General features: G+C 46.1%; 29 protein-coding genes. 13 read left to right on the forward strand and 16 right to left on the reverse strand.

Annotation, left to right across the window (positions count from 1 at the left end; genetic code table 11):
* Nucleotides 1-45 precede the first annotated feature (45 nt).
* The 3 genes from HG547_RS00760 to HG547_RS00770 form a co-directional block, all read right to left on the reverse strand.
* Nucleotides 46-534, reverse strand: coding sequence for a hypothetical protein (locus tag HG547_RS00760; RefSeq protein WP_169546598.1), 489 nt, complete (start codon nucleotides 532-534; stop codon nucleotides 46-48).
* Nucleotides 535-607: 73 nt separating this feature from the next.
* The gene (locus HG547_RS00765) at nucleotides 608-1,156 is read right to left on the reverse strand and encodes a DUF1415 domain-containing protein (protein WP_169546599.1); all 549 of its coding nucleotides are present in this window, start codon (nucleotides 1,154-1,156) and stop codon (nucleotides 608-610) included.
* 27 nt (nucleotides 1,157-1,183) lie between these two features.
* Nucleotides 1,184-1,777 carry a LysE family translocator gene (locus tag HG547_RS00770; protein ID WP_011623319.1) on the reverse strand — a complete coding sequence of 198 codons (594 nt, stop codon included), beginning with the start codon at nucleotides 1,775-1,777 and terminating at the stop codon, nucleotides 1,184-1,186.
* Between the two features lie 317 nt (nucleotides 1,778-2,094).
* On the opposite strand from HG547_RS00770, the gene HG547_RS00775 reads away from it, so the two are divergent.
* Both HG547_RS00775 and HG547_RS00780 read left to right on the forward strand, forming a co-directional pair.
* Nucleotides 2,095-2,700: a DUF4136 domain-containing protein gene (locus HG547_RS00775; protein WP_037416929.1), complete on the forward strand. Its 606-nt coding sequence runs from the start codon at nucleotides 2,095-2,097 to the stop codon at nucleotides 2,698-2,700.
* Between the two features lie 204 nt (nucleotides 2,701-2,904).
* Complete coding sequence (locus HG547_RS00780) at nucleotides 2,905-3,303, forward strand: VOC family protein (RefSeq protein WP_144344964.1); 399 nt, start codon at nucleotides 2,905-2,907, stop codon at nucleotides 3,301-3,303.
* 84 nt (nucleotides 3,304-3,387) lie between these two features.
* On the opposite strand, the gene HG547_RS00785 is transcribed toward HG547_RS00780, so the two are convergent.
* The gene (locus HG547_RS00785) at nucleotides 3,388-4,212 is read right to left on the reverse strand and encodes a DUF2797 domain-containing protein (RefSeq protein WP_169546600.1); all 825 of its coding nucleotides are present in this window, start codon (nucleotides 4,210-4,212) and stop codon (nucleotides 3,388-3,390) included.
* 291 nt (nucleotides 4,213-4,503) lie between these two features.
* Here HG547_RS00785 and HG547_RS00790 point away from each other — a divergent pair, with 291 nt between their 5' ends.
* Nucleotides 4,504-5,391 (forward strand): DMT family transporter, encoded by an 888-nt coding sequence (locus HG547_RS00790; protein WP_037416935.1) that lies wholly within the window; start codon nucleotides 4,504-4,506, stop codon nucleotides 5,389-5,391.
* A 61-nt stretch (nucleotides 5,392-5,452) separates the two neighbouring features.
* Here HG547_RS00790 and HG547_RS00795 read toward each other — a convergent pair whose 3' ends face one another.
* Complete coding sequence (locus HG547_RS00795) at nucleotides 5,453-5,953, reverse strand: ACT domain-containing protein (RefSeq protein WP_037416937.1); 501 nt, start codon at nucleotides 5,951-5,953, stop codon at nucleotides 5,453-5,455.
* Between the two features lie 199 nt (nucleotides 5,954-6,152).
* Between HG547_RS00795 and HG547_RS00800 the strand changes: the two genes are divergently transcribed.
* The 4 genes from HG547_RS00800 to phoU all read left to right on the forward strand — a co-directional run bounded on the left by HG547_RS00800 (nucleotide 6,153) and on the right by phoU (nucleotide 11,820).
* Nucleotides 6,153-8,411 carry an ABC transporter permease subunit gene (locus HG547_RS00800; RefSeq protein WP_169546601.1) on the forward strand — a complete coding sequence of 753 codons (2,259 nt, stop codon included), beginning with the start codon at nucleotides 6,153-6,155 and terminating at the stop codon, nucleotides 8,409-8,411.
* A 59-nt stretch (nucleotides 8,412-8,470) separates the two neighbouring features.
* Nucleotides 8,471-10,129, forward strand: coding sequence for a phosphate ABC transporter permease PstA (gene pstA, locus HG547_RS00805; RefSeq protein ID WP_169546602.1), 1,659 nt, complete (start codon nucleotides 8,471-8,473; stop codon nucleotides 10,127-10,129).
* A 33-nt stretch (nucleotides 10,130-10,162) separates the two neighbouring features.
* Entirely contained in the window at nucleotides 10,163-10,981 is an 819-nt protein-coding gene (gene pstB / locus HG547_RS00810) for a phosphate ABC transporter ATP-binding protein PstB (RefSeq protein WP_037416943.1), read from the forward strand.
* A gap of 128 nt (nucleotides 10,982-11,109) precedes the next feature.
* Nucleotides 11,110-11,820 carry a phosphate signaling complex protein PhoU gene (gene phoU, locus HG547_RS00815; protein WP_169546603.1) on the forward strand — a complete coding sequence of 237 codons (711 nt, stop codon included), beginning with the start codon at nucleotides 11,110-11,112 and terminating at the stop codon, nucleotides 11,818-11,820.
* A 496-nt stretch (nucleotides 11,821-12,316) separates the two neighbouring features.
* Here the strand turns inward: phoU and HG547_RS00820 are convergent, their stop codons facing one another.
* From HG547_RS00820 to HG547_RS00860, 10 genes are all read right to left on the reverse strand, one after another.
* Complete coding sequence (locus HG547_RS00820; RefSeq protein WP_169546604.1) at nucleotides 12,317-12,949, reverse strand: hypothetical protein; 633 nt, start codon at nucleotides 12,947-12,949, stop codon at nucleotides 12,317-12,319.
* Nucleotides 12,949-13,848: a nucleotidyltransferase gene (locus HG547_RS00825; RefSeq protein ID WP_169546605.1), complete on the reverse strand. Its 900-nt coding sequence runs from the start codon at nucleotides 13,846-13,848 to the stop codon at nucleotides 12,949-12,951. Before HG547_RS00825 ends, HG547_RS00820 begins: the two co-directional genes overlap by 1 nt.
* A gap of 178 nt (nucleotides 13,849-14,026) precedes the next feature.
* Entirely contained in the window at nucleotides 14,027-14,266 is a 240-nt protein-coding gene (locus HG547_RS00830; RefSeq protein WP_248278670.1) for a carbon starvation protein CstA, read from the reverse strand.
* Between the two features lie 19 nt (nucleotides 14,267-14,285).
* A complete protein-coding gene (locus tag HG547_RS20745) occupies nucleotides 14,286-14,570 on the reverse strand; it encodes a hypothetical protein (protein ID WP_211164502.1) in 285 nt (94 codons plus the stop codon).
* Complete coding sequence (locus HG547_RS20750) at nucleotides 14,560-14,955, reverse strand: hypothetical protein (protein WP_211164503.1); 396 nt, start codon at nucleotides 14,953-14,955, stop codon at nucleotides 14,560-14,562. The genes HG547_RS20745 and HG547_RS20750 overlap by 11 nt, the downstream gene beginning before the upstream one ends.
* Complete coding sequence (locus HG547_RS00840; RefSeq protein WP_169546606.1) at nucleotides 14,952-15,398, reverse strand: diadenylate cyclase; 447 nt, start codon at nucleotides 15,396-15,398, stop codon at nucleotides 14,952-14,954. Before HG547_RS00840 ends, HG547_RS20750 begins: the two co-directional genes overlap by 4 nt.
* A gap of 143 nt (nucleotides 15,399-15,541) precedes the next feature.
* On the reverse strand, nucleotides 15,542-15,796 hold the full coding sequence (locus HG547_RS00845) for a hypothetical protein (protein WP_169546607.1): 255 nt from the start codon (nucleotides 15,794-15,796) through the stop codon (nucleotides 15,542-15,544).
* Between the two features lie 685 nt (nucleotides 15,797-16,481).
* Nucleotides 16,482-17,156, reverse strand: coding sequence for a cold shock domain-containing protein (locus tag HG547_RS00850; protein WP_047538552.1), 675 nt, complete (start codon nucleotides 17,154-17,156; stop codon nucleotides 16,482-16,484).
* Nucleotides 17,157-17,265: 109 nt separating this feature from the next.
* Nucleotides 17,266-17,799, reverse strand: a complete 534-nt coding sequence (locus HG547_RS00855) for a hypothetical protein (protein ID WP_050991394.1) — start codon at nucleotides 17,797-17,799, stop codon at nucleotides 17,266-17,268.
* A 132-nt stretch (nucleotides 17,800-17,931) separates the two neighbouring features.
* Complete coding sequence (locus tag HG547_RS00860) at nucleotides 17,932-18,327, reverse strand: VOC family protein (RefSeq protein WP_055646786.1); 396 nt, start codon at nucleotides 18,325-18,327, stop codon at nucleotides 17,932-17,934.
* 155 nt (nucleotides 18,328-18,482) lie between these two features.
* Here HG547_RS00860 and HG547_RS00865 point away from each other — a divergent pair, with 155 nt between their 5' ends.
* The 4 genes from HG547_RS00865 (at nucleotide 18,483) to HG547_RS00880 (ending at nucleotide 22,153) form a co-directional block, all read left to right on the forward strand.
* The gene (locus tag HG547_RS00865; protein ID WP_011717603.1) at nucleotides 18,483-19,088 is read left to right on the forward strand and encodes a DUF502 domain-containing protein; all 606 of its coding nucleotides are present in this window, start codon (nucleotides 18,483-18,485) and stop codon (nucleotides 19,086-19,088) included.
* 79 nt (nucleotides 19,089-19,167) lie between these two features.
* Entirely contained in the window at nucleotides 19,168-19,314 is a 147-nt protein-coding gene (locus tag HG547_RS00870) for a hypothetical protein (protein WP_169546608.1), read from the forward strand.
* A 411-nt stretch (nucleotides 19,315-19,725) separates the two neighbouring features.
* The gene (locus tag HG547_RS00875) at nucleotides 19,726-21,702 is read left to right on the forward strand and encodes a BCCT family transporter (protein WP_144345813.1); all 1,977 of its coding nucleotides are present in this window, start codon (nucleotides 19,726-19,728) and stop codon (nucleotides 21,700-21,702) included.
* 88 nt (nucleotides 21,703-21,790) lie between these two features.
* On the forward strand, nucleotides 21,791-22,153 hold the full coding sequence (locus tag HG547_RS00880; RefSeq protein WP_011717601.1) for a YajD family HNH nuclease: 363 nt from the start codon (nucleotides 21,791-21,793) through the stop codon (nucleotides 22,151-22,153).
* A 26-nt stretch (nucleotides 22,154-22,179) separates the two neighbouring features.
* On the opposite strand, the gene HG547_RS00885 is transcribed toward HG547_RS00880, so the two are convergent.
* A complete protein-coding gene (locus HG547_RS00885; protein ID WP_011623302.1) occupies nucleotides 22,180-22,413 on the reverse strand; it encodes a DUF1289 domain-containing protein in 234 nt (77 codons plus the stop codon).
* A 279-nt stretch (nucleotides 22,414-22,692) separates the two neighbouring features.
* Between HG547_RS00885 and HG547_RS00890 the strand changes: the two genes are divergently transcribed.
* Nucleotides 22,693-24,069: a methyltransferase gene (locus HG547_RS00890; RefSeq protein WP_211164504.1), complete on the forward strand. Its 1,377-nt coding sequence runs from the start codon at nucleotides 22,693-22,695 to the stop codon at nucleotides 24,067-24,069.
* Nucleotides 24,070-24,323: 254 nt separating this feature from the next.
* Nucleotides 24,324-25,373 carry a 3-oxoacyl-ACP synthase III gene (locus tag HG547_RS00895; protein WP_011717598.1) on the forward strand — a complete coding sequence of 350 codons (1,050 nt, stop codon included), beginning with the start codon at nucleotides 24,324-24,326 and terminating at the stop codon, nucleotides 25,371-25,373.
* Nucleotides 25,374-25,524 lie beyond the last annotated feature (151 nt).

Genomic DNA, 25,524 nt, shown 5'->3' on the forward strand with positions numbered 1-25,524 from the left:
TGCGATGATTTATAGCATTTAAATTTCTACGGCCTACTTCTTATGTTAGTAGGCCATAATTTCTAGTTGCTCGACGATCTGGTTGCCTTGCTCAAGCCCTACATGATTCACAATCTTCGCTTTAATTAACTCAACATAGTTTGGCTGGATATTGTCGTCATCATCAAAAAGAGCGTCGCCTGCGTCGGAGATTAGTGCTGCTAAGGCATTAAAACAGCGAGACATTTGGGCTAAATCGGTAAAAAGAAGGCGGGGCTCCCAACGGCCTGCGCCATGGCGAGCGAAAAGAATGTGTTCATCCTTTAAATGATAAATTAAGGGATCGCCATAGGAGCTTGCCAGTACTAGCCAATTATCATCCCAAGCAGGCTCCCGCGCTTGGGTGATACCATGCCAGCGATAACCCATTTGAAAATCGATTAGGTCTTCAAATCTTGGAAATTCAAATAGGGCAAAACCGATGTCTAGTTGGCGTGAGTCTGGTATCTCTGTGCTAAAAAAGGGCTTTAATGTTGCTGGGATAATCAAGTCCATCGTGATTACATTCCGTTGTCGTAAGCAATGAGCAGATTGCGATGCGGCGCATGTGCTATTCGCCGTGATTAAGCTATTTCCCCATGCACTCTGCGAGTAATTTAATAAAAAACTCGCTACCTTTACGTTCACAAAACTGAATATTGCGCTCGGGGATCGATTCAGGGTCGGTGTAGTTAGCCAGAGCTAACTCCATACTGGCTTCGCGAATAATATGCAGGGTTGGGTAGGGCGCGCGGTTGGTAAAATTGGCGGCCGAGTCCTGTGGTTCATCCTCAAAACAATAGTCGGGATGAAAATGCGCGAGCTGATAAACGCCTTCATAGTCGTTGTTGAATAAGGCGTCGTTCGCCATATCGACGAGATCGAGGTAAGTGTAAAAGCCCTCAAAACCCCGCGGCAGAATAAACAGCGAGGTTTCGTGCTCTGGGTGGGCATCCAGGTATTGGCATTCTTCAATCAATGCCTTAAGCACTAGCTTGACTTTGGTTTGTTCAACAACAAGATAGCGAATACTGCCGCGCTCGACCTCACGTCTGGCGAAGGGGCAAATATTGTATTTCATGATCACTTTTTTCACCCAGTTATCGGTTTGTTGAGTGATCAGTTCTATCTCATTCATGCTAGTGCTTAACTCTTACGGCCAAAATTAGGGGGCGATCATAGGGATGATAGACGCCACAAGCAAGATGGCCATAGTGATATTAAAGATCTTTTGCTGGCGTTCGTTTTTCAAAATACGTTTAAGCGCTACACCAAACCCAAGCCATACCACGGCACAGGGAAAGGCCACACATAAAAACACTGTGGCAATAGTGACCACTTGAGGTGTGAGATCCTGTTGTACTGAGGTAAAAGTGGCAATCGCGCCTACCGCCATAATCCAGCCTTTAGGGTTAACCCATTGAAATGCCGCGGCTTGCAGAAAACTAAAAGGTTTAGCGATGCTCTTGCCCTCCATCTTGCTACTGCTATTGGCTATCAACCATGACAGGTACAGAAGGTATACAATCCCAATGACTTTAATCACTTGGTGGATAATCGGGTAGGCTTGAAATAGGGCGCTTAAGCCTAGGCCGATGGCGAGGATCATGGTAGGAAAGCCAAGGCTAATCCCCATCAGATGCGGAATACTGCGTTTAACGCCAAAGTTGACCCCTGAGGTCATCAGCATAATATTGTTAGGCCCCGGAGTGATCCCCGATGAGAAGGCAAACAATGCGATAGCCAGTATTAACTCCATAGATAAATTCCACACCTTTTATTTATTGTCATTTTTGGCATTGTAATAGGGATATTACTCTCGAATTTAAGCGTCGAGGTATTACTATCACTGACGTTGAGCGAGGCATTCTAGCGGGTAAATTGAATCGCGCCTATACGCTGTACGGGCTTTATAAAGTAACAAATCATAACTATGTGGTGCACACTAAGGTTTCTAAGCAATATAAGTGCAGCGGTTGCCGAACGTTGCAATTTAACACTATGATGAATATCGACTTTCAGTCTGAGAAATAGCAACTATCCTTAAGCTGTAAAAATTGCCATAAGGGAAAGAGCATGTATTTACCACAAAAAATAAGACGTGTACTGACAATTGTAAGCTTGAGTTTGCTAGGTCTTACCGCCTGTGTAAGTGTGAACGATGATTCGCAAGCGCTACGAACTACTGTCGTAACTTCGGGGGATTTGAGTCAATTACCGCCGAGCGCCATGACCTACAGTTGGCATCCCACACTACAGAAGATCTTTGTTGACCGCAGGCTCGATCAACAACAAGTCTTACAACATATGCAGGACACCCTTAAAAAAGTGCTGCTGACAAAAGGTTATCGCTGGGTTGAAGACCCGCAACTGGCGGACTTTCAAGTGGGGTTCGGCATCGCCATGGGCACACAAATGTCGGATGAGCAGATACTTGCCGCCGCAGGCTTAGTGCCGGGCCTGTCGAATCAAGGTGTTGATCTTAAAAAATACGATAAAGGCTCAGTGTTGATTAGCTTTTTTAAGCCAACGGGCATTGCGGGTCAGCCTTATGAGATGGTATGGCGAGTTCTTGGCCAAGGCTTTGCCAATATTAAGGATATGGACGAAGTCAAAGCCCGCTTCGATGGCTCAATCGAGGAAATGCTGCTATCGCTGCCCGCCACCCATGCGGTGCAATAGGGCGGATATTTTGGCGCAGTAATCAGTACAAGTCTTAAGGTGAGTAAGATACTCGCCTTAAGAGCTCGCTGGAACACGAGTTTAGGATGTTGCAATGATAGACTAGACAATTCAGTTAGCTATTTACTTACCTATCTACAGATGACAGGTATTTTTACCGGACTAGGATGTACGTCCGCAGAGGACTTATAAAGGGAGATTATGATGGCACAAAGTATCTTTGTTAATTTGGCGGTTGAAAGTGTTCAACAATCAAGGGCTTTTTACGCTGGTCTAGGGTTTGGCATCAATGATCAATACAGCAATGAGCAGGCTGCTTGCGTGGTGATCGCGGACAATATTTATGTGATGCTGCTGGCGAAGCCTTTTTTTGCTGGTTTTACCGATAAGGTGATTGCCGATGCCCATGCCACGACAGAGGTACTCAATTGCCTAGACTGTGACAGTCGAGAACGTGTCGACCAATTGGTAAAACTTGCTGAACTGCATGGTGGCAAAGCCTATCGTCAAGCTCAAGATCAAGGGTTTATGTACGGCCATGCGTTCGAAGATCCCGATGGACATATTTGGGAACTTGTCTATATGGAAGCGCAAGTTAGTTAGTACATTGCCTTTCAAGCCAAGCGTTGCTAAGCCAAGAATAGCGCGCGTTGTGTAGGGCTTCGCCTTAGCACAACGCGGCGCAAGCTAGTTGCTTAAGGATACACTCACTTCATAGGCGGTGAATTTGCGGATATTAATCACGCCCGTATCGAACAGTAAATATTGGCCTTTGATGCCCTGTAAAATTCCGCTGACCACAGCGTCTTTATCAAAATTATGTGAGCTGATTTTTTTGGGGAAAACTTCAATCGGATAATGAATGGTTTGAATGTCTTCCTGCAATCGCTCGATGCTGTAATCGCCTTTTTGCATAGCGATTTCATGCAGTTTAGCTTCGATGTGAGGGATCAGTTCCGCAGCCTTAGCGTTCAAATCGATATCATCGGCATGGCCCTTTAACATGGCTTGCCAGTGCGTTTTATCGTTGATGAGCTTCGCTAATTCCACTTCTACTAAACCCGAGATTTGTCGTGTCGACACTTTGAAAATCGGTAAACCTTGGGTGGCGCCTTGATCTATCCAGCGGGTGGGCAATTGTGTGTGGCGGGTGATGCCGACTTTGATGCCTGAGGTATTCGATAGATAAACATAATGCGGCACAAAACAATGGCTTTGCGCCCATTCTGGCTCACGGCAGGTGCCTTGGTCAAAGTGGCAAGTTTCGGGCTTCATGATGCACATATCGCAGCTGGCGAGCTTTTGCATACACACAAAGCAATGGCCTTGCGAATAGCTCTTTTTGGTCTTTTTGCCGCAGTTACAGCAGAAGATGTTACCCGTGTGGGTAAGTGTCAGCGGTTTGCCAATTAAGGGATTCAGTGGCAGTAATTCTTCACCTATCACCAGTTGATACTGTACTTGTTGCGTCTCATCTAAGTGTGCGCGCAGCTTTTTTAGCGTTCCTAACATAGGTGTTCCTAGTTTTTTATGGTGTCACTGGGTTGGGTAAGGCTTCCCAGCGCACTTATGCATTCGTCATTGCTTGATGTGCAGTATACAAGATTATCCCGTCGAGTTTAGATAGGAATTTTCGATTGATACCCCTACTTGATTTAAATGTACGGCGGTTAACGGGGGTCAATGAACTGTCAATTAACTCGTGGTGAGTGCGTCAGTTTGTTATTCACTTGTAGGTTATTTTGGACAAGCGTCCAGCATCTCGGTAATCTTGTCATCCTTTTTAATCATAGAGACTGTATCTTGCCTGCCAATTTTTTACTCCTGCTCGCCGCCGCCATTTGGGGCTTTGGTTTTGTCGCGCAAACCTTAGGAATGGAGCATTTATCGCCCTTTGCATTCAACGGGCTACGTTTCTTAATTGGTACGCTGTCACTCGTTCCACTGGTGTGGTACTTGGCTCGGCAAGGTAAAATTCATCTCGGTACACCCAAAGATTTTGCCATTGGCTGTGTTGCGGTAGGCGGATTGCTGTTTGCAGGCGCCTCATTGCAACAGGTGGGGCTGCTTTACACCACCGCGGCCAATGCGGGTTTTATCACTGGGCTTTATATCGTGTTAGTGCCGATTTTGGGGCTGGCGCTGAAACATGCTACTGGCGCAAATACATGGTTGGGGTGTGCCGTTGCATTAGTGGGGCTGTATTTTTTAAGTATTAAAGACGGCTTTCACATTGGTTATGGCGATATGCTGCAATTGATTGGCGCACTGTTTTGGGCGATGCACATTTTGGCGGTAGATCATTTTGCCAAGCGGATTTCGCCAGTGTTACTCGCCATGATGCAATTTTTGGTGTGCGGCGTATTAAGCCTGCTGGTGTCTGCGGCCATTGAGGTCACGACAGTCGATAAGGTGGTCGCCGCCTGGGGCTCACTGGCCTATGCGGGGCTGATTTCAGTGGGTATTGCCTATACTTTGCAGGTGCTGGCGCAAAAGCATGCGCATCCTGCCCATGCGGCAATTATTTTGAGTTTAGAAACTGTGTTTGCGGCCATCGGCGGTATTTTGTTCCTTGGGGAGAGCTTAGGGCTGCGCGCCTTGGTTGGCTGCGGTTTGATGCTGCTCGGTATGCTGATTTCTCAAGTGCCGCTGCGTTATTTGATTAAGTCTCGGCACCAGAACGTCAGCTAAGTCTCTATAAAAAAACGCCGCTGGCAGTGCCCGCGGCGTTTTTTGTTAAAAGTGTTGAAACCTAACGGCTGAGTTTATCCAGCACTAAGTCATCACCGAGGGCGTAGAGGGATTGCATCAGTTGCTCCTCTTGAGCAAGGTCGGTCAAGCCTAAACCTATGGTGGCGCGAAAGAGGGCGATGCCAGTATGGCCAGCGGTTTCAAATTGACTGCTAAATTGCTCGATATTGATACCAAGCGCGGTGATCCGATTGGAGATATCCAGCACTAATCCGGGTCTGTCGTAGGACACTAAACTGTAGGTCAGCCGCTTAATGGGTTTGAGGGCGACTGAGGTTTTAGCATAGGTGAGGGTGAGCCCGTCGATACACTCTAAGGCTTCAATCAGCTCGTCCATTTTCAGGGAAGGTACTTCGAGTAACAAAATGGCGGCAAAAATCCCGTCGATATGGCGCAATTCTGAGTCGAGCCAATTGCCGCCATGGCGACTCACGGCGTGGGCGATTTGCTCTACTAATCCTTTTCTATCAGGTGCTTGAAGCGTGATTAAATATCGTAGCATGGCGACTGACTCCTATTTTTTGTAAAAGGCACCTGTTTTACAACGGGGTGTAACACAACTGTCATCTTTGCGTCATATAATTCAACGCACTTAGAATGAAGGGTGTTGTTATTGCTCAGTTTATGCTCAAACAGTGTAAGCATAGCATTTCGCAATTCCTAGCGAAAAAACTCACAGGCTTTAATAATAGAGGTTCTTAATGGAAAGTCAGGTCATTCAACCTGGTTCTGCGCCGCACAGTATGCTGAAAGGCGGACGTTCAAGTCGCAGGGCATTTAAGGATAAAGCGGCTCAAATTGGGGTCACGATTGGCGGCACTATGGTGTTTGTCGCCTTATTGTTGATCTTCTTCTATTTGTTATACGTGATTAAACCCATTTTCGACAGCGCGGATGTGACTCCAGTAAAAAGCGTGAGTTATCAACATGCTGAAGTCGCGACCCTGATGGTCGGTGCTGATGAGCAAAATGAGGTAATGTATCGCGTAGCCGCCGATGGCCAAGTGGATTTCTACACTGTTGCCGATGGCAGCTTACTCTCCAGTTTTACCCCGCCATTACCTGCTGGTGTGAGCGTGACCAGCGCCGCCATTGCTGCGCCGAGTGAGCAACGTTTTGCCCTAGGTTTGAGTAACGGCCAAGCCTTAATCGTGGGTATTGAGTTTGGGTTAAGCTATCCCAATAATAAACGTCTTATCACGCCAAAACTGCGTTATAGCGCAGGTGAAATGCCGATCACGATTGATGAATCTGGTAGTGCTATCAACCATTTAGCCTTTAGTTTCAGTAGCGATAAAATCACCTTTGCCTACCAAGATAATAATGGCATTTGGCGTTTAAGCCGTCTTGAAGGTCAAGAAAACATGATGACCGAAGAGATTGAGTGGACAACGACGAGTGCACTGCTCCCAGATGCCCCTAAAAAGGCGGCGCACCAATTAATGACCCCTGATCAACGCCAACTGATGTTGCAGATGGGCAATAAGGTGTTTGTTTACAATATTCGTGACATTGAAAATATCGATTTAATTCAAGTTATTGATGCCGAAAAGGACAAGTCTAAGGTTAATAATATTGCCTTGCTCGCAGGTGCTAGCTCGATTTTAGTGAGTTATGACAGCGGTGTGGTGACCCAGTACTTCCAAGTAAATGGTCCAAAAGGCCGTTTATATAAAGAAATTCGTGAGTTTTCGGGCTTACCACCTGTTGCCTCTATGGCTTCTGAGTTTTACCGTAAAAGTTTTGCTGTGGTGAGCCCCGAAGGTGAACTATCACTGCTTTACACCACCAGTGAGCGTGAACTGTTTGATAAAACCTTTGACCTTAAAAATCCGGGAGCCATGGGGTTTAGCCCACGTTCGAATGGCTTAGTCGTCGAGGCGAACAACCAGCTAAATATTTTCCACGTCGAAAACGCTCATCCCGAGGTATCTTGGAGCGCGTTGTGGAATAAGGTGTGGTACGAAGGTTACCCTGAGCCTAAATTTGTGTGGCAATCCACCTCGGGCAGTGATGACTTTGAAGCCAAGCTGAGCTTAATGCCATTGGCCTTTGGTACCATGAAGGCTGCATTTTACGCCATGTTATTTGCTGTACCATTAGCGATTGCGGGCGCCATCTATACTGCTTACTTTATGTCGCCAAAGGTGCGCGGCATCGTTAAGCCAACGATTGAAATTATGGAAGCCTTACCGACGGTTATCTTAGGTTTCCTCGCGGGACTTTGGCTAGCACCGCTGATTGAAGAACATCTACCGGGCATCCTAATACTGCTAATCCTGCTGCCGACGGCGATTCTGGTGTCGGCTTACTCTTGGAGCAAATTACCCGGTACTTGGAAACAACGTCTGCCTGAAGTCTATCAGGAGCTGATGCTGATCCCGGTTATCTGCTTTGTGGGTTGGTTCTCCTTTGCCATCAGCCCGATGATTGAAGTGGCATTGTTTGATGGTAACACTCGCCAATTTATCACTAACGAATTAGGCATCACCTTCGACCAACGCAACGCGCTGGTCGTGGGTATCGCCATGGGCTTTGCGGTTATTCCAACCATTTTCTCGATTGCCGAAGATGCGATTTTCTCTGTGCCACGCCATCTATCTAACGGCAGTTTGGCGCTGGGCGCGACGCCTTGGCAAACTCTGACTCGTGTTGTGCTGCTGACCGCAAGCCCAGGGATTTTCTCTGCGGTGATGATGGGACTTGGCCGTGCTGTGGGTGAAACCATGATCGTGTTAATGGCAACGGGTAACACCGCCATTATGGAATGGAGCGTGTTTGAAGGTATGCGGACATTAGCGGCTAACATTGCGGTAGAAATGCCTGAATCGGCAATTGGTAGCTCACATTATCGTGTGCTGTTCCTCGCAGCCTTTGTACTGTTCGTATTCACCTTCTTCTTTAACACCATTGCCGAAGTGGTAAGACAGCGTCTGCGTGACCGCTATAGCTCGCTATAATGGAGATAAGATAATGATACTAAATACTATTTCGCCAATGACCTTGAGAGGTTTGTGCAATGGGTAAGTGGGTAAAATCAGGCTCGCCATGGATTTGGATGACAGGTGGCGCGGTGAGCATCAGTTTGATTGCAGTATTAGGTTTGTTACTGCTGATTGCATGGCGCGGATTAAGCTTTTTTTGGCCTGCGACGATTTATCAATGGGAACTTGAAGATAGCTCGGGTGTACGGTCAACCTTAATCGGTGAAATCTACGATAGAGAAGAAGTGCCGACCGAGCGCTTAACCGCCGCAGGCCATGTGTTTAAACAGCCACCCGGTGAGTTTGTGACCCGTTATTTAGTCAAGACCGGTAACCGTGAATTTGTGGGCCTAGATTTCCGCTGGATTTTAGCGACTGACATTATTAGCCGTAGTGAGCCAGCTGATGTCGCAATGCTTGAGCGGACGAAAAACGGTAATTTTTACGGTTACCCAGTAGCCGTGATTGAAAACGGTAAACGCTTAGAACTTAAAAACGATGCGCTTGAATCCTCCTTAATGGAGCATATTGATCGCGCAGTCGCACTGTCTGACAAAGCCTTATCACTGCAAAAACAAGATATTGGCTCGATTAACTACAACATTGAAAAACTGCGTCTAAAAGAGCGCCGTTACGAGTTAGATGGTGAGCTGACCGATAGTCGCAAGCAGGAGTTAGCCGCGGCGAAACATTCGCTCGAACAAGACTATAAAGTACTCGAAAAACAGCTGTTTGCCCTGCGTGATGAAGCGGCTCGCGACGCTGTGATTGTACGTGATATGCGCGGTGTTGAGGTGGAACTTAAATTAGACACTGTGCTAGATGTTACCTACGTCAACCACTTAGGCTTGATGGGAAAAATCGGTAAATGGTTTGTCGGGGTGGGCCGTTTCCTGCTGGATGACCCACGCGAAGCCAACACTGAAGGGGGGGTATTCCCTGCAATTTTCGGCACAGTATTTATGGTGATCTTAATGGCCATTATTGTTACGCCATTTGGGGTGATTGCCGCGATTTACCTGCACGAATATGCCAAAAAAGGCCCAATTACTAAGATGATCCGTATTGCGGTAATCAACTTAGCGGGTGTGCCATCGATTGTGTACGGGGTGTTTGGTTTAGGGTTCTTCGTATACATGATGGGCGGCTCGATTGACCAACTGTTTTACGCCGAAGCCTTACCATCACCGACCTTTGGTTCGCCAGGGGTGATTTGGTCGGCGCTGACATTAGCGATTCTGACCCTGCCAGTGGTGATTGTATCGACCGAAGAAGGCTTAAGCCGTATTCCTAGCGCGGTGCGTCAAGGTAGTTTGGCACTGGGCGCGACTAAGGCCGAAACCCTGTGGCGGATTGTGATCCCGATGGCAAGCCCTGCGATCATGACGGGTTTGATTTTAGCTGTGGCCCGCGCCGCGGGTGAGGTGGCACCGTTAATGCTGGTGGGTGTAGTGAAATTAGCGCCGACATTGCCACTGGACTTAAACTTCCCATTTGTGCATTTAGAACGTAAATTCATGCACTTAGGGTTCCATATTTATGATGTGGGCTTCCAGAGTCCTAACGTTGAAGCTGCACGTCCTCTGGTATACGCCACCTCCTTCTTGCTGGTTACAGTGATTGTGGCACTGAACTTAACCGCGATTAGTGTGCGTAACCACTTACGTGAAAAATATCGTTCGCTTGAGCATTAATCAGCGATTATCCTGAAAGTATTAGGACTGAATATGATTTCTATAGATTCAACAGCCATGAAAACCAATAACTTTGACTTAGCAAACTTGAGCCAGAACGATACCGCACTGGAGATCCGCAACTTAGACCTGCGCTATGGCAATAAGCAAGCGCTATTCAATGTGTCGATGAAGATCCCCAAAAAGCAAGTGACGGCGTTTATCGGCCCCAGCGGTTGTGGTAAATCCACCTTATTGCGCTGCATTAACCGCATGAACGATCTGGTGGACAACTGCCATATCGACGGCGAGATTTTGCTGCACGGTCAAAATATTTATGACAAAAAGATCGACGTTGCCGCCCTGCGCCGTAACGTGGGTATGGTGTTCCAGCGTCCTAACCCATTCCCTAAATCGATTTACGAAAACGTGGTTTATGGACTGCGTCTGCAGGGCATTAACAACCGCCGTGAACTCGACGAAGCGGCCGAGCGTTCGCTACGCGGCGCGGCGATTTGGGATGAAGTGAAAGACCGCCTGCACGATAACGCCTTTGGCTTATCCGGTGGTCAGCAGCAACGTTTGGTGATTGCCCGTGCTATTGCCATCGAGCCAGAAGTATTACTGCTCGACGAACCTACTTCGGCACTCGACCCGATTTCAACCTTAACTATCGAAGAGCTGATAACCGAGCTTAAAACTAAGTACACAGTGGTTATCGTTACCCACAACATGCAACAGGCGGCGCGGGTATCGGACCAAACGGCCTTTATGTATATGGGCGAATTGGTGGAATACGCCGATACCAACACCATTTTCACCACACCGAAAAAACGTAAGACCGAAGATTACATTACCGGCCGTTACGGTTAATCACCTTGCCCTTGGCAGTAGGTGATGTGAGTGATAAGCGATTAACGAAATAAGCCACCGCCTAGAACAGAGTTAAGCATTGCAAACTCCATCTAGGCGTTGATACAGTTGAGTAAAAGGTTGGCAAAATGGAAAATATGAATTTAAACAAACATATCTCTGGGCAATTTAACGCCGAGCTAGAAGATATTCGTAACCGTGTACTTGCTATGGGTGGCTTGGTTGAGCGTCAATTAGAGCAAGCCATCGACGCCTTAAGCACCTTAGATGCCGAATTAGCGCAAAAGGTGATCTTAGGTGACCATAAAGTCAACGGGATGGAAGTCTCGATTGACGAAGAATGTACCCGCATTATCGCCAAGCGCCAGCCCGCAGCGAGCGACTTGCGGATGATCATCGCGATTTCAAAATCCATTGCTGATCTTGAGCGTATTGGTGATGCCTGCGTGCGTATTGCCAAGGCAGCATTAGATAAGCGATTGAATAATCAGCAGCCTTTATTAGTCAGTATTGAAAATATGGGCCGCCATGCGACTCGTATGCTCCACGCCACTTTAGATGCATTAGCCCGTATGGATGCAGAGTCTGCATTGGAACTGCACAAGGAAGACGCTAAACTCGACCGTGAATATGAAGGTATTATCCGTCAATTAATGACCTACATGATGGAAGATCCACGCTCAATCCCCGATGTATTAGACGTACTCTGGGCCGCCCGTGCGGTTGAGCGTGTGGGCGATCGTTGTAAAAATATCTGCGAATACATTATTTACTACGTAAAAGGTAAAGACGTCCGCCATACTTCCTACGAAGATATGGAAAAGGATTTAAAGGACTAAACGCCTTTTATCACAAGGCGTTATCCACAAACGCTCTGCCTAATCCGCAGAGCGTTTTTGTTTAGATGTTTAACTGATTGATGGCCATGAATAGACGGTAAGAAGGTTGGCGAGGTTGTTCGTTATGACGATGGGCGAGCCATGGCATTTGCTCTACGACACGGTGAATAGAAACCTAGGGTTTCTAAGCTTATGAACGAGAGCCATGGATGGCAAACTGGCCTTTAAACAAGGATGTTGTTCATGTCCTTCCTTGGATGCTCGACCGCCCCGTCCGTGGGGCGGACGGTCGTCTCGCTAATCACCATGGCTCACCTGTTTAGCATTGTCGTAGCCTGTAGACTTAATAATCTTACTCAGCACGCTTTGGGACAAAAGCATGTTAGATTCCCAACTCTAATTTTGGGGTGTCGGATTAAAATTTCTAAGGAGATAACGCCCGCATTTGCGGCTGGCTTGGAGAGCAGCAGAAAGCCACTCCGACAACATGCGCTTGTTAGTTGCCGATCTCACGCTCTGCCTGCTCATATGTGCTATATAATTTTTCAACACGACCAACCAATTTCATGCCACCTTTGGTTGCCCTATCTGTCCAATAATGACCTTCAAGTTCTTCTACTGGAGAACCGTGTATTTCTAAAGCGAAAGAACCATGATGAATTTCGCTTCTAACACCTTGTAATTCAATTTTTGGTTCATTTCGGTAAACACCAACAAGCTTAAACAGATCTTCATCTTCTTGCTGCTCTATACTATGAGCCACTAACACAGATCTGGATTCCTTTGTCATCAACCTCAAACTAAGAAATGTTAAAGATTGCCTAATTACTGCATACCCATATATTGGCGCAATTTCTTCACCAGTTTCAGTATTTACCCAGCTACTTTTCAACTCGACTTTCCACGTACCTCTTAAGTCTGGCCTTTTTACATACCAACCTTTAAATATTTTCCATGACCACATGTATTTATTAAATAAGGTGACGAATAGGGTTATGACACCAACCACTGTGCTAAATGGCTTTACGAAGTCCGCACTAAGAACAGGCATGCCTTGAAACCAGAGTGCAAATAACCAAACTGCAATCGTGAGGCCAATAAATGATGAAATATGAAGTCTAGTTAGCATTATTCGTAGCCTATGTAGTCCCAGGCATCACTCAAAAATTGGTGAGCACTCGCGCGCGTCCACGGCTGCGACCCTCTGAAAAGATATTTAAGTTCATTTACTTCCCCCCACTCAGAGCATTTTTCATATGACAAAGTATTATTGAAAAGCTCTGCAAGCACATGCTTTACCATTGGCTTGAAAGATTGATGCTCAAAACATGAGTTTGATGCATTAAATACCAAGCACTCAATGAGAAAGCTCGGTGCATCTTTTGCCGACTGAATACCATTTGACGCCATTTCGTTAGATAATTTCTTTAATACTCGAACGACTCTTTTGTATCTTCTTGATGTTGCTTCATTTTTTGAAACACCATTTTGGTAGTGTTGTTCAGGCCAATTTTTCACTCTTGGTGGGTCGAGATCATCCGGCATCATTTCGACCCCAGAATGATAATAAGTTGCGGTAACGTATCTACGATGCTCAAAAAATGCAGCTACATCTGACTCTACGCGATATGTATTTGCTTTTATATCAAAGGCTTTACTACCACGCGTAACGGCAGCTCTTCCGAATCTTGCTACAAGCGCTTCTTCTAGTTCACTTTTAAACATCGCGTATTCATAAGTGGCGGGAACGAAACTTTTTGCAAGCTCCATTTTAACATTTTCATCAGGGTATTCGGGGAAATAGGTGTCAAAACAGAGAACCCCAACATCAACATCGCTATCCTGTCTTACGTTAACCCTGTTTCTGTATGAGCCTTGGGTAAACACTTTGATATTTCTATTTTTTAACTTATCACTCGCTTGAATTGCTTGCCTTATTTGCCTTTCAGCATTTTCAGCTCTTTCTTGCTCTGTTTTACTTGGCCCTTGAGACCAAGTTGTAAATACTGATTCCCAATCTCGGCTCACGAATTACTCCTTACTTTATTAAAGCAACTAACGCCCGCCACAAATGCGAGCAACTAAGGCGTGTTTTTGATGGCGATTGTTAGTTGCCAATGCTGACTTTAAACCATAAATAAGCGAAATATAGAGCGACAGCTATATGTCCGCCTGAAATTACTAAGTTCAATCTCCAAAGGTTTAATCAAAAATGACCTTTAAAATAAGTTTGTTGCCTTACTGCGTTGTTAAACAAAGCAAATGAAGTTGGCACCAACATTAACGCAGACCAACCAAGCATAGGTAAGACTATAAAAATAATACATATGCCTGCACCTCCAGCTGAAGCTTCCGATGTTTCACCATCGACAGGGGCTAGCATCACATAGCCTAAAATAAACCCTGCAATTGCAAGTAAAAAACCTAAGAGTTGGAGTGTTCTCATGACCGTCCTTGGCAACTTGTTAACAGTTGCTACCCTGAATTGACTCCCAACAATCACTAACTGACCACTTATTTTCTGCTTGCTCAAAAGAGTCTATGTGATCATTACTAGATATTTGTTTTACCAGTATATATCCGCGTGTTCCCGCTTGTGTCCAAAAATGACCTTCTAATAACTTATTTACTTCTGTTTCTACTAGATCTAACTCCGCGGCTCCTTGTCTTGAGCCATGCTCCCCTGTTCTTGAGCGTTTTTCAGAAAATAGGTAAGCAAGAAGCTTTGTACCCTTGCTATCATCTAGCATTAGAGTTTCCACATAAGATTCTGTTTTTTTGTATGTTTGTGAAAGCTCTTACAGATATAGTAAACCAGTGCTGACGAATAACGAGAACAAACCTTTTGGGTGGATTTACATGACCCTGATCATTTTTCCAATCAGATTCAAATTCACCCAACCAAGTTCCGTTTAGGTTTGGCCGATATAAAAGCTTTCTTATATAGTTCCATTTCCAGGCCCACTTGAAATATGAAAACCAAAATAGTCCAGTAACCGTAATACCTAAGTTGATGTATTTAAGACTTTCAAGAGAGAGAACCTCGAACCTATTGATCAAAAAAGGAATAATCCAAACGATAGCACCTATTACAATTGATCCAGTCGCAAATATTTTGACTTCTGCTTGATTCATGTAACGATCAACTCCACAACTCCTTTTTTTGCAATAGAAACTTCTCCCTTTTGGCTAACAACGATGATTGACGTTACATTCTCATAGAGTGAGCCGTATTGAGCTGTTCGATATCTCGCGCCCACATCAAATACCGTTCCATTAAAGCCTTTAGGTATCAGGGGACTAAAATATTGTGATATTTTTAAGAGCCGAGAGTCTCCACTGACAACATGAAAACCATCATGTCTTTTATCTTTAATGTTAGAAATGGAAAATAGGAAATTGACAACATTCTGAGCATCTAAATCTTCTGTTAGGAAGCCATCTTCACTTAGAAGATGTGAAATTGGTAGCGTTCCTATATCATTATTTATCAATATAACACCTAGACCTGTGAAGCCAGTAGGCACTCCTTTTCTCGCTATATCGCAAATAGCTTTCAAAAATATTTCTTGCTGCATCAATCCACTCTAATTTATCTCTACGCACGACCTAGGACTGTTAACGCTTTGCTAATGGGCTGCCACAGCGCTGGCAGGCCCTTGGAGGCCACGCCTTTTGTGGCCGGAACGAAATTAAGCAATTTGTTAGCTTCTTGTATTACTCAATATGATGCAAGTACGCCGTCTAAGTATCCTTTAGCGAAAGCGGCTTGAACACTTTTATGACGAACTGTTCCGGCTTGACTATCTGGCAAAGAATTAAAGTCAATATGTAACGACTGAGCCTTTGCTATTCCAAGTGAGTAACCATAATCATATGCACAACCAGCACATTTATGACGACCATTAAAATGGCTTTGATCATGTGGAAGTAATTCAAATTCTGCATTATAGCGATGTTGTTGTTGGCACGTCATAATATACTCCTAAATGCGATGTTTGTTTGAATCTGGATAAGCTAACTTCTTAGTATTTATGCCCTGCGCTGTTTGCAGGCATAAATCGCTTCTTGGACTTGGCTGCTGCCACATCCATGTCAATTGGTATAAATGATGCTATAGGAATTTGCTTTTCTGCGGTAGCGATTTTTTATACAGTTTGATGGGCAATTAATTGATATCGTTTTAGCTTCTTCATTCTTTTACACTGATGCCCGACTAATTATTGACCTTGATTGACTGCATTTGGGCCTCGCATTCAACTAACACTCGTACCACATATTTCACATTGGCTAACGTAATTGCGATTGGATAAAACTGATAATGCCTGAGATCCGTAGCCTTTGTATCATTACTAAAATTGGGGCAGCATACTCATGTTGAAGTAAGCTAAATGCCACATTGCTAACGAGGAATGGGGCAAAAAGTTTTTAGCTAGATGAACAGTTCAATGGTCGTAAAGATTGTCATTGTTGCAACTGTGACCGTTGGCGGCATGGATGCCGCCGTCGAGCCCTCAGGGATGAGTTTATGGCGTGTCACTGGGGAAGCAACAGTGAAATAGCTTGCCAAACACGGTGGTCAGTTTAAGCCAGTTATCATGGGTTATAAATCCGTCCATATATTCTTTAATAAATAACACTATCGACTTGTTTTAAACTCGCTAAGCAGGAAAAACCGCTATAGCACTGAGCACCAGTGCGAGCGGTATCAGCGTGATCATGGCAAGGGTACCTAGACAACCAGACAGTTGTTTTTGTCGTGCTAAATTTTCGGCTTCACTCATTTGTTTAACTGTCTGCTCTACATCTGCTTTTCGTTTTTCGAGTAACTGTGCAGAGGCGATAACCAGTTCTTGAGAGTCAGCAGGAACTTTCTCGGTTACTAGGGCGAGTTCACCTTTGAAGGCGTGTACCGTATAGCGATAATTACCTTTTGAGAAAGTGTCCTTCTCAAAGCTGACATTCAGTACTGCATTGCATCCACAATGCTTTGCAAGCTGTTCTAAATGACGTCTTCCTTCGCTGGGGTCTTTAAAAAAGCGGGTCGTAATGGGATAGCTAACAAGCACTGTGCCGTTTTTAGGGTGGCGGTCTTTAGTGGTAAAAAAGTCAACTAATCGCTCCCTGATAAAGACTTCGGGCAAACTGATCGCTTTGGCGGCTAGGCCTTTAGGTGTGGGCGTTGGATCAAAATGGACCATTCTGCCTTTGACTAACTTGCCTTCATCTTTCTTGTCTAATAGTTCAGAAAAATGCAAAAAATAGCTTTCACCATCATCGCCTTGGATAAACCCATACTTTTTAGCGGCAAGGTATGAGACAACTTTTCCTTTCAAAACATTAGCCTATATAAATTGATGCTCAGCCGAGTATTATGTTACTTGCCTAGCGTTATAAATGAAAAATATTATAAATCAGATAGATAATCAGATAAACGATCTGAATTTATCTGCAACACGGCACATAGACCATGTCTTCGAATCTAGGATCGTCATAGGCATCTGCGTGGGAAAGGTGTCCATCAAAAGCCCCAATTTTATTGATGGTTGATCCTTGTTTAAACACGATTTGTAAACCGTGCTCGGGCTCCCAATCGCAGTGGCAAGTAAGGGAGATATACACGGCGTTATCCCCATGGGCGCGGCGTGACACCATTAATTCGTCGCCAAACTCAATATGGCGCCATACTTGGTTTGGGTTAGGAATATCAATATATTCTTCGCTCGCAGGCGTAATGTATGTGCAGCAATCTTGATAATATTGGTAAATCGCGTCCTGAGCTTGCTCGAGTGCGGTATGGTCTAGGGCGAGAAAATGTTGTACCGCAGTATGAAAATCCTCCACCTGTGGGTCGGTTTCGTACTCTTCTAAGATAAACTCAAATTTACCGCTTAGCGCATTGATCTCAATGGGTTGGCTTTTAAGCCAGCCATCATAGGGATCAACTTCAAGCAAACCTAGGATGGGTATTGTTATCATCTTATCATTCCGTTTATTGTTGACTTCATTGGCTAGCTGTTACTGATTATTATCGTTGCAAAACAATAATCTATAGTATCCGCATTCTGAAATAAGGTTATTTGTGCCGATTAAAAATGATTGGATTAGGCGCTACTGCGTGCAGGCCGGCAGATATTCGGATAATTCCAATAGATTCAAATCGGGGTCGCGGATATAGACGGAGTTGATGCGACCTGTGGCGCCGGTGCGCAGGACTGGGCCTTCAATAATCTCAACTTCAAGGCTGTTTAAGTGGTTGATCACTTCTTCAATATTGTGGCTGACCACAAAACAGAGATCGGCGCTGCCGGGCGTAGCAAGGTTTGCCTTAGGTTCAAATTCGGCGCCTGCTTGGTGAAGATTGATTTTTTGATCGCCAAAGCTTAATGCGATACGGCCCTGACCAAATACGGACTTTTTCATCCCTAACACGCGTTGATAAAAGTCGACGCTGGCCTCGATATCTTTCACAGTTAACACTAAATGGTCTAGGCGGGTCACGCGCATATTCTTTCCCTCGATGTCGTAGCGGTTTGGTGTTCTCTGCGCCTTACCTTACATCAAGTGCTGGTGCATAAGTGACTCTGTGGTAGCATTTAACGCGCTTTTTAGCGTAAATAATTTATGCCTTTTTTTATCCCATTGGATTTGATGAGATTGTAATGAAGAAAACCTTAGCCCGTGGCTTGATGAACCTACTGCCCATGGCTTTAAGCCTGTGGTTGTTTTGGTCATTGTTTGTATCGTTAGATGGTTTAGGGATTTTTATTTTAGAGTTGGTAGGGATTAACCAACATTTTGTCGGCGCGGGCTTTATCTTAGTCGTGGCCATAGTGTTTGCGGTGGGCCTGTTGTTTTCGGTGAGTCCAATTGTGTGGCTCTATGGCTGGATTGAACGTCAGCTGATGCGTTTTCCGCTGTTTAAATCTGTCTATGGCAGTATTCGTGATATCGCTTCCTTAATGAACCGTGAGGGCAAACCCAATACTCAGCAAACCGTGTTGGTTAAACAGGCCAATGGCGGGTTTGTGGTGGGCTTTATTATGACGGATACACCGCCGCAGCCGTTGCTCGATGCCTTACCCGAAGGAGATTGGGTGCCTGTGTTATTCCAACTCAGTTACCAAATGGCGGGGGTGACTAGCCTAGTCAAACGTGAAGATTTGATTTTAGTCGACTGGTCTTTTGAAGAGGCGATGCGCTTTAATTTAACGGCGGGTATCTCGCAAACGCCGGGCGCGGCAACGGTAAAAACTAAAGCCGAATAAGTGGTTTTTGGTTTTTTACGTCAAATAGGTGCATTTTTGTGATACAATCTGGTGGCGACTTAATAGGTCGCCATTTTTTATGCTGATTCAGCAGCTGCTGTTTAGCATTATCTTTGTCTCTATTGAGTCAGTTTTCGACAGTATGTGGTCTCTGTTCGAAGGCACTCCAGTAGAGCTTAAGCAAGGCCGAGTCGATATTTGCTACTGGTTAACCGTTAGCTGCTAATCGCGCTTTGTATTCCTCATCCTCGATATCACCGATATCGAACCGCTTATATGCATTATGTCGCCGTAGAGGTTGAACCCTGCGATTCGGTCGCATGGTGTTGATGCTCGCTGTCTTTGAGAGGGCGATAGGCTCTCAAAGGGCATTAGCAGCGGTTTAGCTGTTTATCGAGTCAACAGTTTGCCGACTTTACTATCAAGCAAAAGCGTTGAGCAAACGGGAAAGTGGGGAAGCGTTTTCAATATGAGTATGACATCACAAGGAATTGCTGACCGCGAGCCCTTGTCATGGATTATTTATGCCTATTTCATCCTGACCACATACTGCTGAGGCTAGGGTTACCTATTATTGTGCTATCTCTTCAACATCGAAGGGATGTTAATAGGGAACTGGCTAGAACAAGGGAGTTTTATGTCTATCAAGTCGAGTATTAATCCACCGGTTTTTTATTCGTCGGTCTTTTTTATCACATTAATGGTGATGATCTGCGCCATTTGGCCCACCGAGGCCAATCACTTTTTCAAATCCATGCAGTCGTGGCTAGAGGCGAAAGCGGGCTGGTTGTATATCCTTGGTGTAGCGATTTTTCTGATTTTTATCATCTTTGTTATGGTCAGTCGCTTTGGCGATATTAAGCTAGGCCCCGATCATGCCGTGCCCGACTATAGCTATAAGAGCTGGATTGCTATGCTGTTTTCGGCGGGGATGGGGATTGGACTGATGTTCTTCGGCGTTGCCGAACCCGTGATGCATTACTTAGCGCCGCCCGATGCAACCCCTGAGAGTTTGGCAGCCGCTAAAGAGGCGATGAAGATCACTTTCTTCCATTGGGGCATACATGCGTGGGCGATTTACGGGGTGGTTGCCCTGAGCTTGGCCTATTTTGCTTATCGGCATAAGTTGCCCTTGTTACCTCGCAGCGCACTCTATCCCTTAATCGGTGAGCGCATCCACGGCCCCATTGGCCACTGCGTCGATACCTTTGCGGTATTAGGGACTATGTTCGGGGTGGCGACTTCCCTCGGGTTTGGGGTGTTGCAGGTTAACTCGGGCCTAAGCTATTTATTCGAGCAGTTACCTAATAACACCACGGTGCAAGTGTCGCTGATTATTGGTATTACCTTACTTGCCACTTTGTCGGTATTTTCGGGGCTCGATAAAGGGGTCAAGCGCTTAAGTGAGCTTAACTTAGGCTTGGCCCTTATTCTGCTGCTGATTGTGTTAATTCTTGGCCCAACGGTAATGTTGCTACAGGCCTTTGTGCAAAATACCGGTAGTTATCTGAGTGATATCGTTAATAAAACCTTTAATCTGTATGCCTATCAGCATAAGGAAGACTGGCTTGGCGGTTGGACGCTACTCTACTGGGGCTGGTGGATTTCATGGTCACCTTTTGTCGGCACCTTTATTGCACGGGTGAGTCGCGGCCGTACCATACGTGAGTTTTTAGTCGGCATTTTATTTGTACCTTCGGCGCTGACCTTTTTGTGGATGACGGTATTTGGTAACTCGGCCATCGACGCCATTATGAATCAAGGCGCGACCTACCTAAGCGAAGCGGTGAATACCAATGTGCCCGTGGCGCTGTTTGTGTTTTTTGAACATATGCCGTACCCGCACCTGTTATCGGGCATTGGGATTTGTTTAGTGGTGACCTTTTTTGTGACTTCATCTGACTCCGGTTCCTTAGTGATCGACAACCTGACCTCGGGGGGCGATAACAATGCGCCCGTTTGGCAACGGGTGTTTTGGGCATTACTCCAGGGTGTGGTGGCCTCGGTGCTGCTGCTTGCGGGTGGCTTACAGGCACTCCAAACCGCCGCTATTGCCAGTGCGATGCCATTTTTATGCGTGATGTTGCTGATGTGTTTAGGGCTGTATAAGGCGCTTAAGGACGATTGGCTGAAGATCAACAGTGTGCAGCTCCATACCACCAGTGTGCAATATGCTAAGACCAATATCAGCTGGGAGGAGCGTATCGAAGTCTTAGTGTCGCATCCCACCGAAGATGAGGCGCGTGTCTTCCTCAATAATGTCGCGACACCAGCGTTATCTAAGGTGTGTCAGCAATTTATGAGTAAGGGCCTGACGGCGGATCTTGAGTATCTCGACGGCAAAGTGCGATTGGTGATCAGCAACGAAGCCTATCAACCCTTCGTATACGGTGTGCGGATGCGCTGCTTTGAAATCGTTAATCCGGTCGGTGAAGAGTTAGAGCAGGGCAACAATTGGTATTATCGCGCCGAAGTGTACTTAGAGCAGGGCGGCCAGCACTATGATGTGATGGGCTATACCGAAGAGCAGCTTTTGGCGGATGTGGTCACCCAATATGAGAAATACCTGCACTATTTGCATCTGTCTAATGCCGATCAAGGCCACGTCGCCTAAAAGCTTTTGACGGTAACAATATTGCCCCAAGTGATAAGTCGGATTATCCTTGGGGCACTTTTTTAGGGGTCATCAGTTAGGTGTGAGCATGTCAGCAAATCCAGGCCAGAGTAAGTTAGATCAAGTCTTAGCCCAAGAGCGGGAATACCGCGCAAAGCGTGAGGGCGGTTACCGCGAGCAGGCGCTCAAATTGTATCCTTGGATCTGTGGCCGCTGTACCCGCGAATTTACCTCAAAAAATTTAAGCGAGTTGACGGTTCACCATAGAGATCACAACCACGACAACAACCCATCCGACGGCTCGAATTGGGAATTATTGTGCCTCTATTGCCACGATAACGAACATTCACGCTTCGAAGAACTGATCCGCTACGGTAGCACTACCGAAACCAAGCAAGCGGCGGCGACCTATAATCCCTTTGCCGATTTAAAGGCGATGATGAAAAAGTAGCGATAAAAGTAAAAAGCCTGAAATTTTCAGGCTTTTTTTGCAAGTCGTGCCTCGGCTTCCAGCCATTTAGCGCGGCTTAGCACCTGTTGATTTTCGTCGCCTTCGAAATGGGCTTTGCGGGCGGGAAGTTGTGCGATAATCGCGGCATGTTCTGCATCGCTACTATCGCGCCAAGCGACAATCTCATCGATATGCCGAAAACAGCCCATGCAATAATCTTCATCATTTAAGCCGCAGCGGGCGACGCAGGGGGAGAGCATACTTTTCCTCTTAACAGGTTTTCGTCTTCGGGTTCAATGGGGGAGGCCGCAGCGTTAACTGTTGCTGCGTTAAGGCGTATCTCCCATGCTGGTCAGCGAGTAATGCAGGCTGACAAAAATTGTGGCGATACTAGCAGCTTTAGGCGCCATTTGGGCAGCGATATTAAGTGAAATGCACCTTAATATTCGTAAAGGCTTAATGACGGCACTGTTTTCAAACTGACGGCTAAGGCCAATAAGAGAGTCAAATGGAACACATCAGAGTAAAGCAAATTTAGCATGGCAATTAAGCGCGATAATCATAAGCAGGCAAGGGCCGAGCGTCAGGACAGGCTCAGGGCGCACTTTATCCAATTGGATAAGTTACTTGAGCAGGGCCGCGCCCTGTGGCAAGTCCGTGCCTTTGAGGCAAAAGCACTGCCTTGGGCGGCGCAATTCCCAAGGCTAGCAACCACCCTTTGGGCGCTTGATGATGCCGTGCTCGATACCTTGGATGCCGAGCAATCGGTGTTAGTCGATGCCTTATCTCCAGCACTCAAGCAGGATATTGCCGCGTTAGGCTTAGACTGGGATCTGTCTTTACTCACATTGTCCTTTGCCGAACTTTCGCAGGGCTCGGATATTGACTCAGATATAGGCTCAGATATTGACTCTGACATTAGCTCTAACGATATTGAAACTGCTACTTCACCTAACATTGAAGTTGCCGAATTGGCTCACTTTAGCGCCCATATAAAGGGCCGTAAGTGGGAGCAAATTACCGCCTTTGTGCAGCATTTGCCCGATGCGGGATTACCCGTGCTGGAGTGGTGTGCGGGCAAAGGCCATTTAGGCCGCTTAATAGCCAAAGCACGTGGTGTGGATGTGTTAAGCCTCGAGTGGCAGGCGATGCTCTGTGAAGAGGGCCAAGCCTTTGCTGATAAATGGCAATTATCACAGCGATTTATCTGTGCTGATGCCTTCGCTATCGAAGGTAATGCTTGCGAAAATTCCACTCATCAAACCAATCCTTTTCGCGCCCAGCAACAGGCGGTGGCGCTGCATGCCTGTGGCGATTTGCATGTGCGTTTACTGCAATTGGCCGCAGCGGCGGGCACCCAGGCTCTGGCGATTTCACCTTGCTGCTATCATTTAATTCAAGCTAATCAATATCAAGGCTTATCGACACTCGCTAACCACAGCGCGCTGCGTTTAAGTCGCCATGATCTGCAATTGCCTTTACAACAGAGCGTGATCGCCAATCCGAAACAACAGGCGCTGCGGCATCAGGAAATCGCCTGGCGGCTCGGTTTTGATGCGTTGCAGCGAAGCTATCGTGGCATAGATGCTTATTTACCTTTACCCGCAATAAAGCAAAGTCAGCTGAGTGGTGAGTTTGCCGAGTTTTGCCATTGGGCGGCAGCGCAAAAGGCGGTTACCTTAGATGCAGATTGTGATTTTGACGCTTGGCTTGAGATAGGCAAACAGCGACAAAGGTTAACCCGACGCATCGATTTGGCCGCGCATTTATTCCGCCGTGCGCTAGAGCTGTGGTTAATTCTCGATCGTTGCTGCTTTTTGCTGGAAAGTGGCTATCGGGTGACCCTGAGGGAATTTTGTGCAAACAGTGTGACACCCAGAAATGCGCTGATTTTGGCGCAAAAATTGAGCGAGTAAAAAACAATCTACTATTTAATGTTATACCTGACTGTTTTTTATAAAGTATTTCTTTATTAGTTCATTTTGAATTAACGGATTGGCGGCATGATCGTCACAAGGGTTTATAAACCCTGTGAGACAAGTCTAAGGCGAAAGATGGTTTTTTATTGAATCATCGGGCTTTTCTTGTTCAAATGTCGCCTTAATGACACATAACAACTAAAAACTGACCTAAAAGATCAGTGATCCTAGTGAGCGAATAAAACAGTTTCATGAAATATTCCCGCGTATTTATTAATAGCCTTGCCTATGAACTGGCACCTGTGGTGGTTTCCAGTAGTGAGCTAGAATCTCGCCTCGCGCCTCTATATCAAAAATTTCGCATTCCCATGGGGCAACTTGCGGCGTTAACGGGCATTACCGAACGCCGTTGGTGGCCCAAAGGGCATCAATTATCCGATGGAGCGATTAAAGCGGCGCACAAGGCGATTGCAGAAACGGGAATAGAAGTCGCTGAGCTGGGCGCTGTGGTGTATACCGGCGTTTGCCGTGACCAGCACGAACCCGCCACCGCCTGTCGGATTGCGGCGGCCTTAGGTGTGTCGAAGGACACGGCGATTTACGATATCAGCAATGCCTGTCTTGGGGTGTTGTCGGGCATTTTAGACATTGCCAACCGTATCGAGCTTGGTCAAATTAAGGCGGGCATGGTGGTGTCCTGCGAATCGGCGCGGGATATTGTCGATGTGACCATTGATAATATGTTGGCCGATCCGACCATGCAGAATTTTGCCCAGTCGCTGGCGACCTTAACTGGCGGCTCTGGCGCGGTGGCGGTGATCTTGACCGATGGCAGTTTGCCGCTGACGAATGTGCGTAAGCATCAGTTACTTGGCGCCTCCCATTTATCTGCGCCGCAGCACCATCAACTGTGTCAGTGGGGTTTGCAGGAAGTAGGTCACAATATTTACCGTGAGTTTATGCGTACCGATGCGGTGACCTTACTCAAAGAAGGGGTCGAGCTGGCAAAGCACACGTGGGAGCATTTCCTCGCTCAGCGGAATTGGTTGGTCGAGCAGGTCGACAAAGTAATCTGTCATCAGGTCGGCGCTTCAAACCGCAAACAGGTCTTGAGTGCGTTAAATATTCCACCTGAAAAAGAATTTCCAACATATCAACTGCTTGGCAATATGGGCACAGTTTCTTTACCCGTCACAGCGGCCATGGCACACGATCAAGGCTTTTTACGCCCAGGGGATCAGGTGAGCTTTTTAGGTATCGGCAGTGGTTTGAACTGCATGATGCTGGGCATTAAGTGGTAGTTTTCAAGGATTGTTATTTGCCTTAGCCGACGCTTGAGAGCAAGGTTTGCTAGGGCATTTTTATGCTTATTGGTTTAGTGATGGGCATTAGCACTGAGCATAGGTAAAGGTGAATTTACCTGCACAGGCTACCAATACAAAATAATTAAAA

Origin of the sequence: Shewanella sp. DNRA4 (assembly GCF_012843185.1) — a bacterium.
Classification (GTDB): domain Bacteria; phylum Pseudomonadota; class Gammaproteobacteria; order Enterobacterales; family Shewanellaceae; genus Shewanella; species Shewanella xiamenensis.

What these genes read in the sequence shown, in the direction of transcription:
- HG547_RS00785 (WP_169546600.1), bottom strand. Translation starts at nt 4,212, where the DNA reads ATGTTAGGAACGCTAAAAAAGCTGCGCGCACACTTAGATGAGACGCAA.
- HG547_RS20745 (WP_211164502.1), bottom strand. Translation starts at nt 14,570, where the DNA reads ATGCTAGATGATAGCAAGGGTACAAAGCTTCTTGCTTACCTATTTTCT.
- HG547_RS00845 (WP_169546607.1), bottom strand. Translation starts at nt 15,796, where the DNA reads ATGACGTGCCAACAACAACATCGCTATAATGCAGAATTTGAATTACTT.
- HG547_RS00885 (WP_011623302.1), bottom strand. Translation starts at nt 22,413, where the DNA reads ATGCTCTCCCCCTGCGTCGCCCGCTGCGGCTTAAATGATGAAGATTAT.
- HG547_RS00875 (WP_144345813.1), top strand. Translation starts at nt 19,726, where the DNA reads ATGTCTATCAAGTCGAGTATTAATCCACCGGTTTTTTATTCGTCGGTC.
- HG547_RS00860 (WP_055646786.1), bottom strand. Translation starts at nt 18,327, where the DNA reads ATGCGCGTGACCCGCCTAGACCATTTAGTGTTAACTGTGAAAGATATC.
- HG547_RS20750 (WP_211164503.1), bottom strand. Translation starts at nt 14,955, where the DNA reads ATGAATCAAGCAGAAGTCAAAATATTTGCGACTGGATCAATTGTAATA.
- HG547_RS00800 (WP_169546601.1), top strand. Translation starts at nt 6,153, where the DNA reads ATGGAAAGTCAGGTCATTCAACCTGGTTCTGCGCCGCACAGTATGCTG.
- HG547_RS00770 (WP_011623319.1), bottom strand. Translation starts at nt 1,777, where the DNA reads ATGGAGTTAATACTGGCTATCGCATTGTTTGCCTTCTCATCGGGGATC.
- HG547_RS00795 (WP_037416937.1), bottom strand. Translation starts at nt 5,953, where the DNA reads ATGCTACGATATTTAATCACGCTTCAAGCACCTGATAGAAAAGGATTA.
- HG547_RS00890 (WP_211164504.1), top strand. Translation starts at nt 22,693, where the DNA reads ATGGCAATTAAGCGCGATAATCATAAGCAGGCAAGGGCCGAGCGTCAG.
- pstB (WP_037416943.1), top strand. Translation starts at nt 10,163, where the DNA reads ATGATTTCTATAGATTCAACAGCCATGAAAACCAATAACTTTGACTTA.
- HG547_RS00880 (WP_011717601.1), top strand. Translation starts at nt 21,791, where the DNA reads ATGTCAGCAAATCCAGGCCAGAGTAAGTTAGATCAAGTCTTAGCCCAA.
- HG547_RS00870 (WP_169546608.1), top strand. Translation starts at nt 19,168, where the DNA reads ATGCTGATTCAGCAGCTGCTGTTTAGCATTATCTTTGTCTCTATTGAG.
- HG547_RS00855 (WP_050991394.1), bottom strand. Translation starts at nt 17,799, where the DNA reads ATGATAACAATACCCATCCTAGGTTTGCTTGAAGTTGATCCCTATGAT.
- HG547_RS00830 (WP_248278670.1), bottom strand. Translation starts at nt 14,266, where the DNA reads ATGAGAACACTCCAACTCTTAGGTTTTTTACTTGCAATTGCAGGGTTT.
- HG547_RS00780 (WP_144344964.1), top strand. Translation starts at nt 2,905, where the DNA reads ATGGCACAAAGTATCTTTGTTAATTTGGCGGTTGAAAGTGTTCAACAA.
- phoU (WP_169546603.1), top strand. Translation starts at nt 11,110, where the DNA reads ATGGAAAATATGAATTTAAACAAACATATCTCTGGGCAATTTAACGCC.
- HG547_RS00765 (WP_169546599.1), bottom strand. Translation starts at nt 1,156, where the DNA reads ATGAATGAGATAGAACTGATCACTCAACAAACCGATAACTGGGTGAAA.
- HG547_RS00865 (WP_011717603.1), top strand. Translation starts at nt 18,483, where the DNA reads ATGAAGAAAACCTTAGCCCGTGGCTTGATGAACCTACTGCCCATGGCT.
- HG547_RS00760 (WP_169546598.1), bottom strand. Translation starts at nt 534, where the DNA reads ATGGACTTGATTATCCCAGCAACATTAAAGCCCTTTTTTAGCACAGAG.
- HG547_RS00820 (WP_169546604.1), bottom strand. Translation starts at nt 12,949, where the DNA reads ATGCTAACTAGACTTCATATTTCATCATTTATTGGCCTCACGATTGCA.
- HG547_RS00895 (WP_011717598.1), top strand. Translation starts at nt 24,324, where the DNA reads ATGAAATATTCCCGCGTATTTATTAATAGCCTTGCCTATGAACTGGCA.
- pstA (WP_169546602.1), top strand. Translation starts at nt 8,471, where the DNA reads ATGGGTAAGTGGGTAAAATCAGGCTCGCCATGGATTTGGATGACAGGT.
- HG547_RS00775 (WP_037416929.1), top strand. Translation starts at nt 2,095, where the DNA reads ATGTATTTACCACAAAAAATAAGACGTGTACTGACAATTGTAAGCTTG.
- HG547_RS00840 (WP_169546606.1), bottom strand. Translation starts at nt 15,398, where the DNA reads ATGCAGCAAGAAATATTTTTGAAAGCTATTTGCGATATAGCGAGAAAA.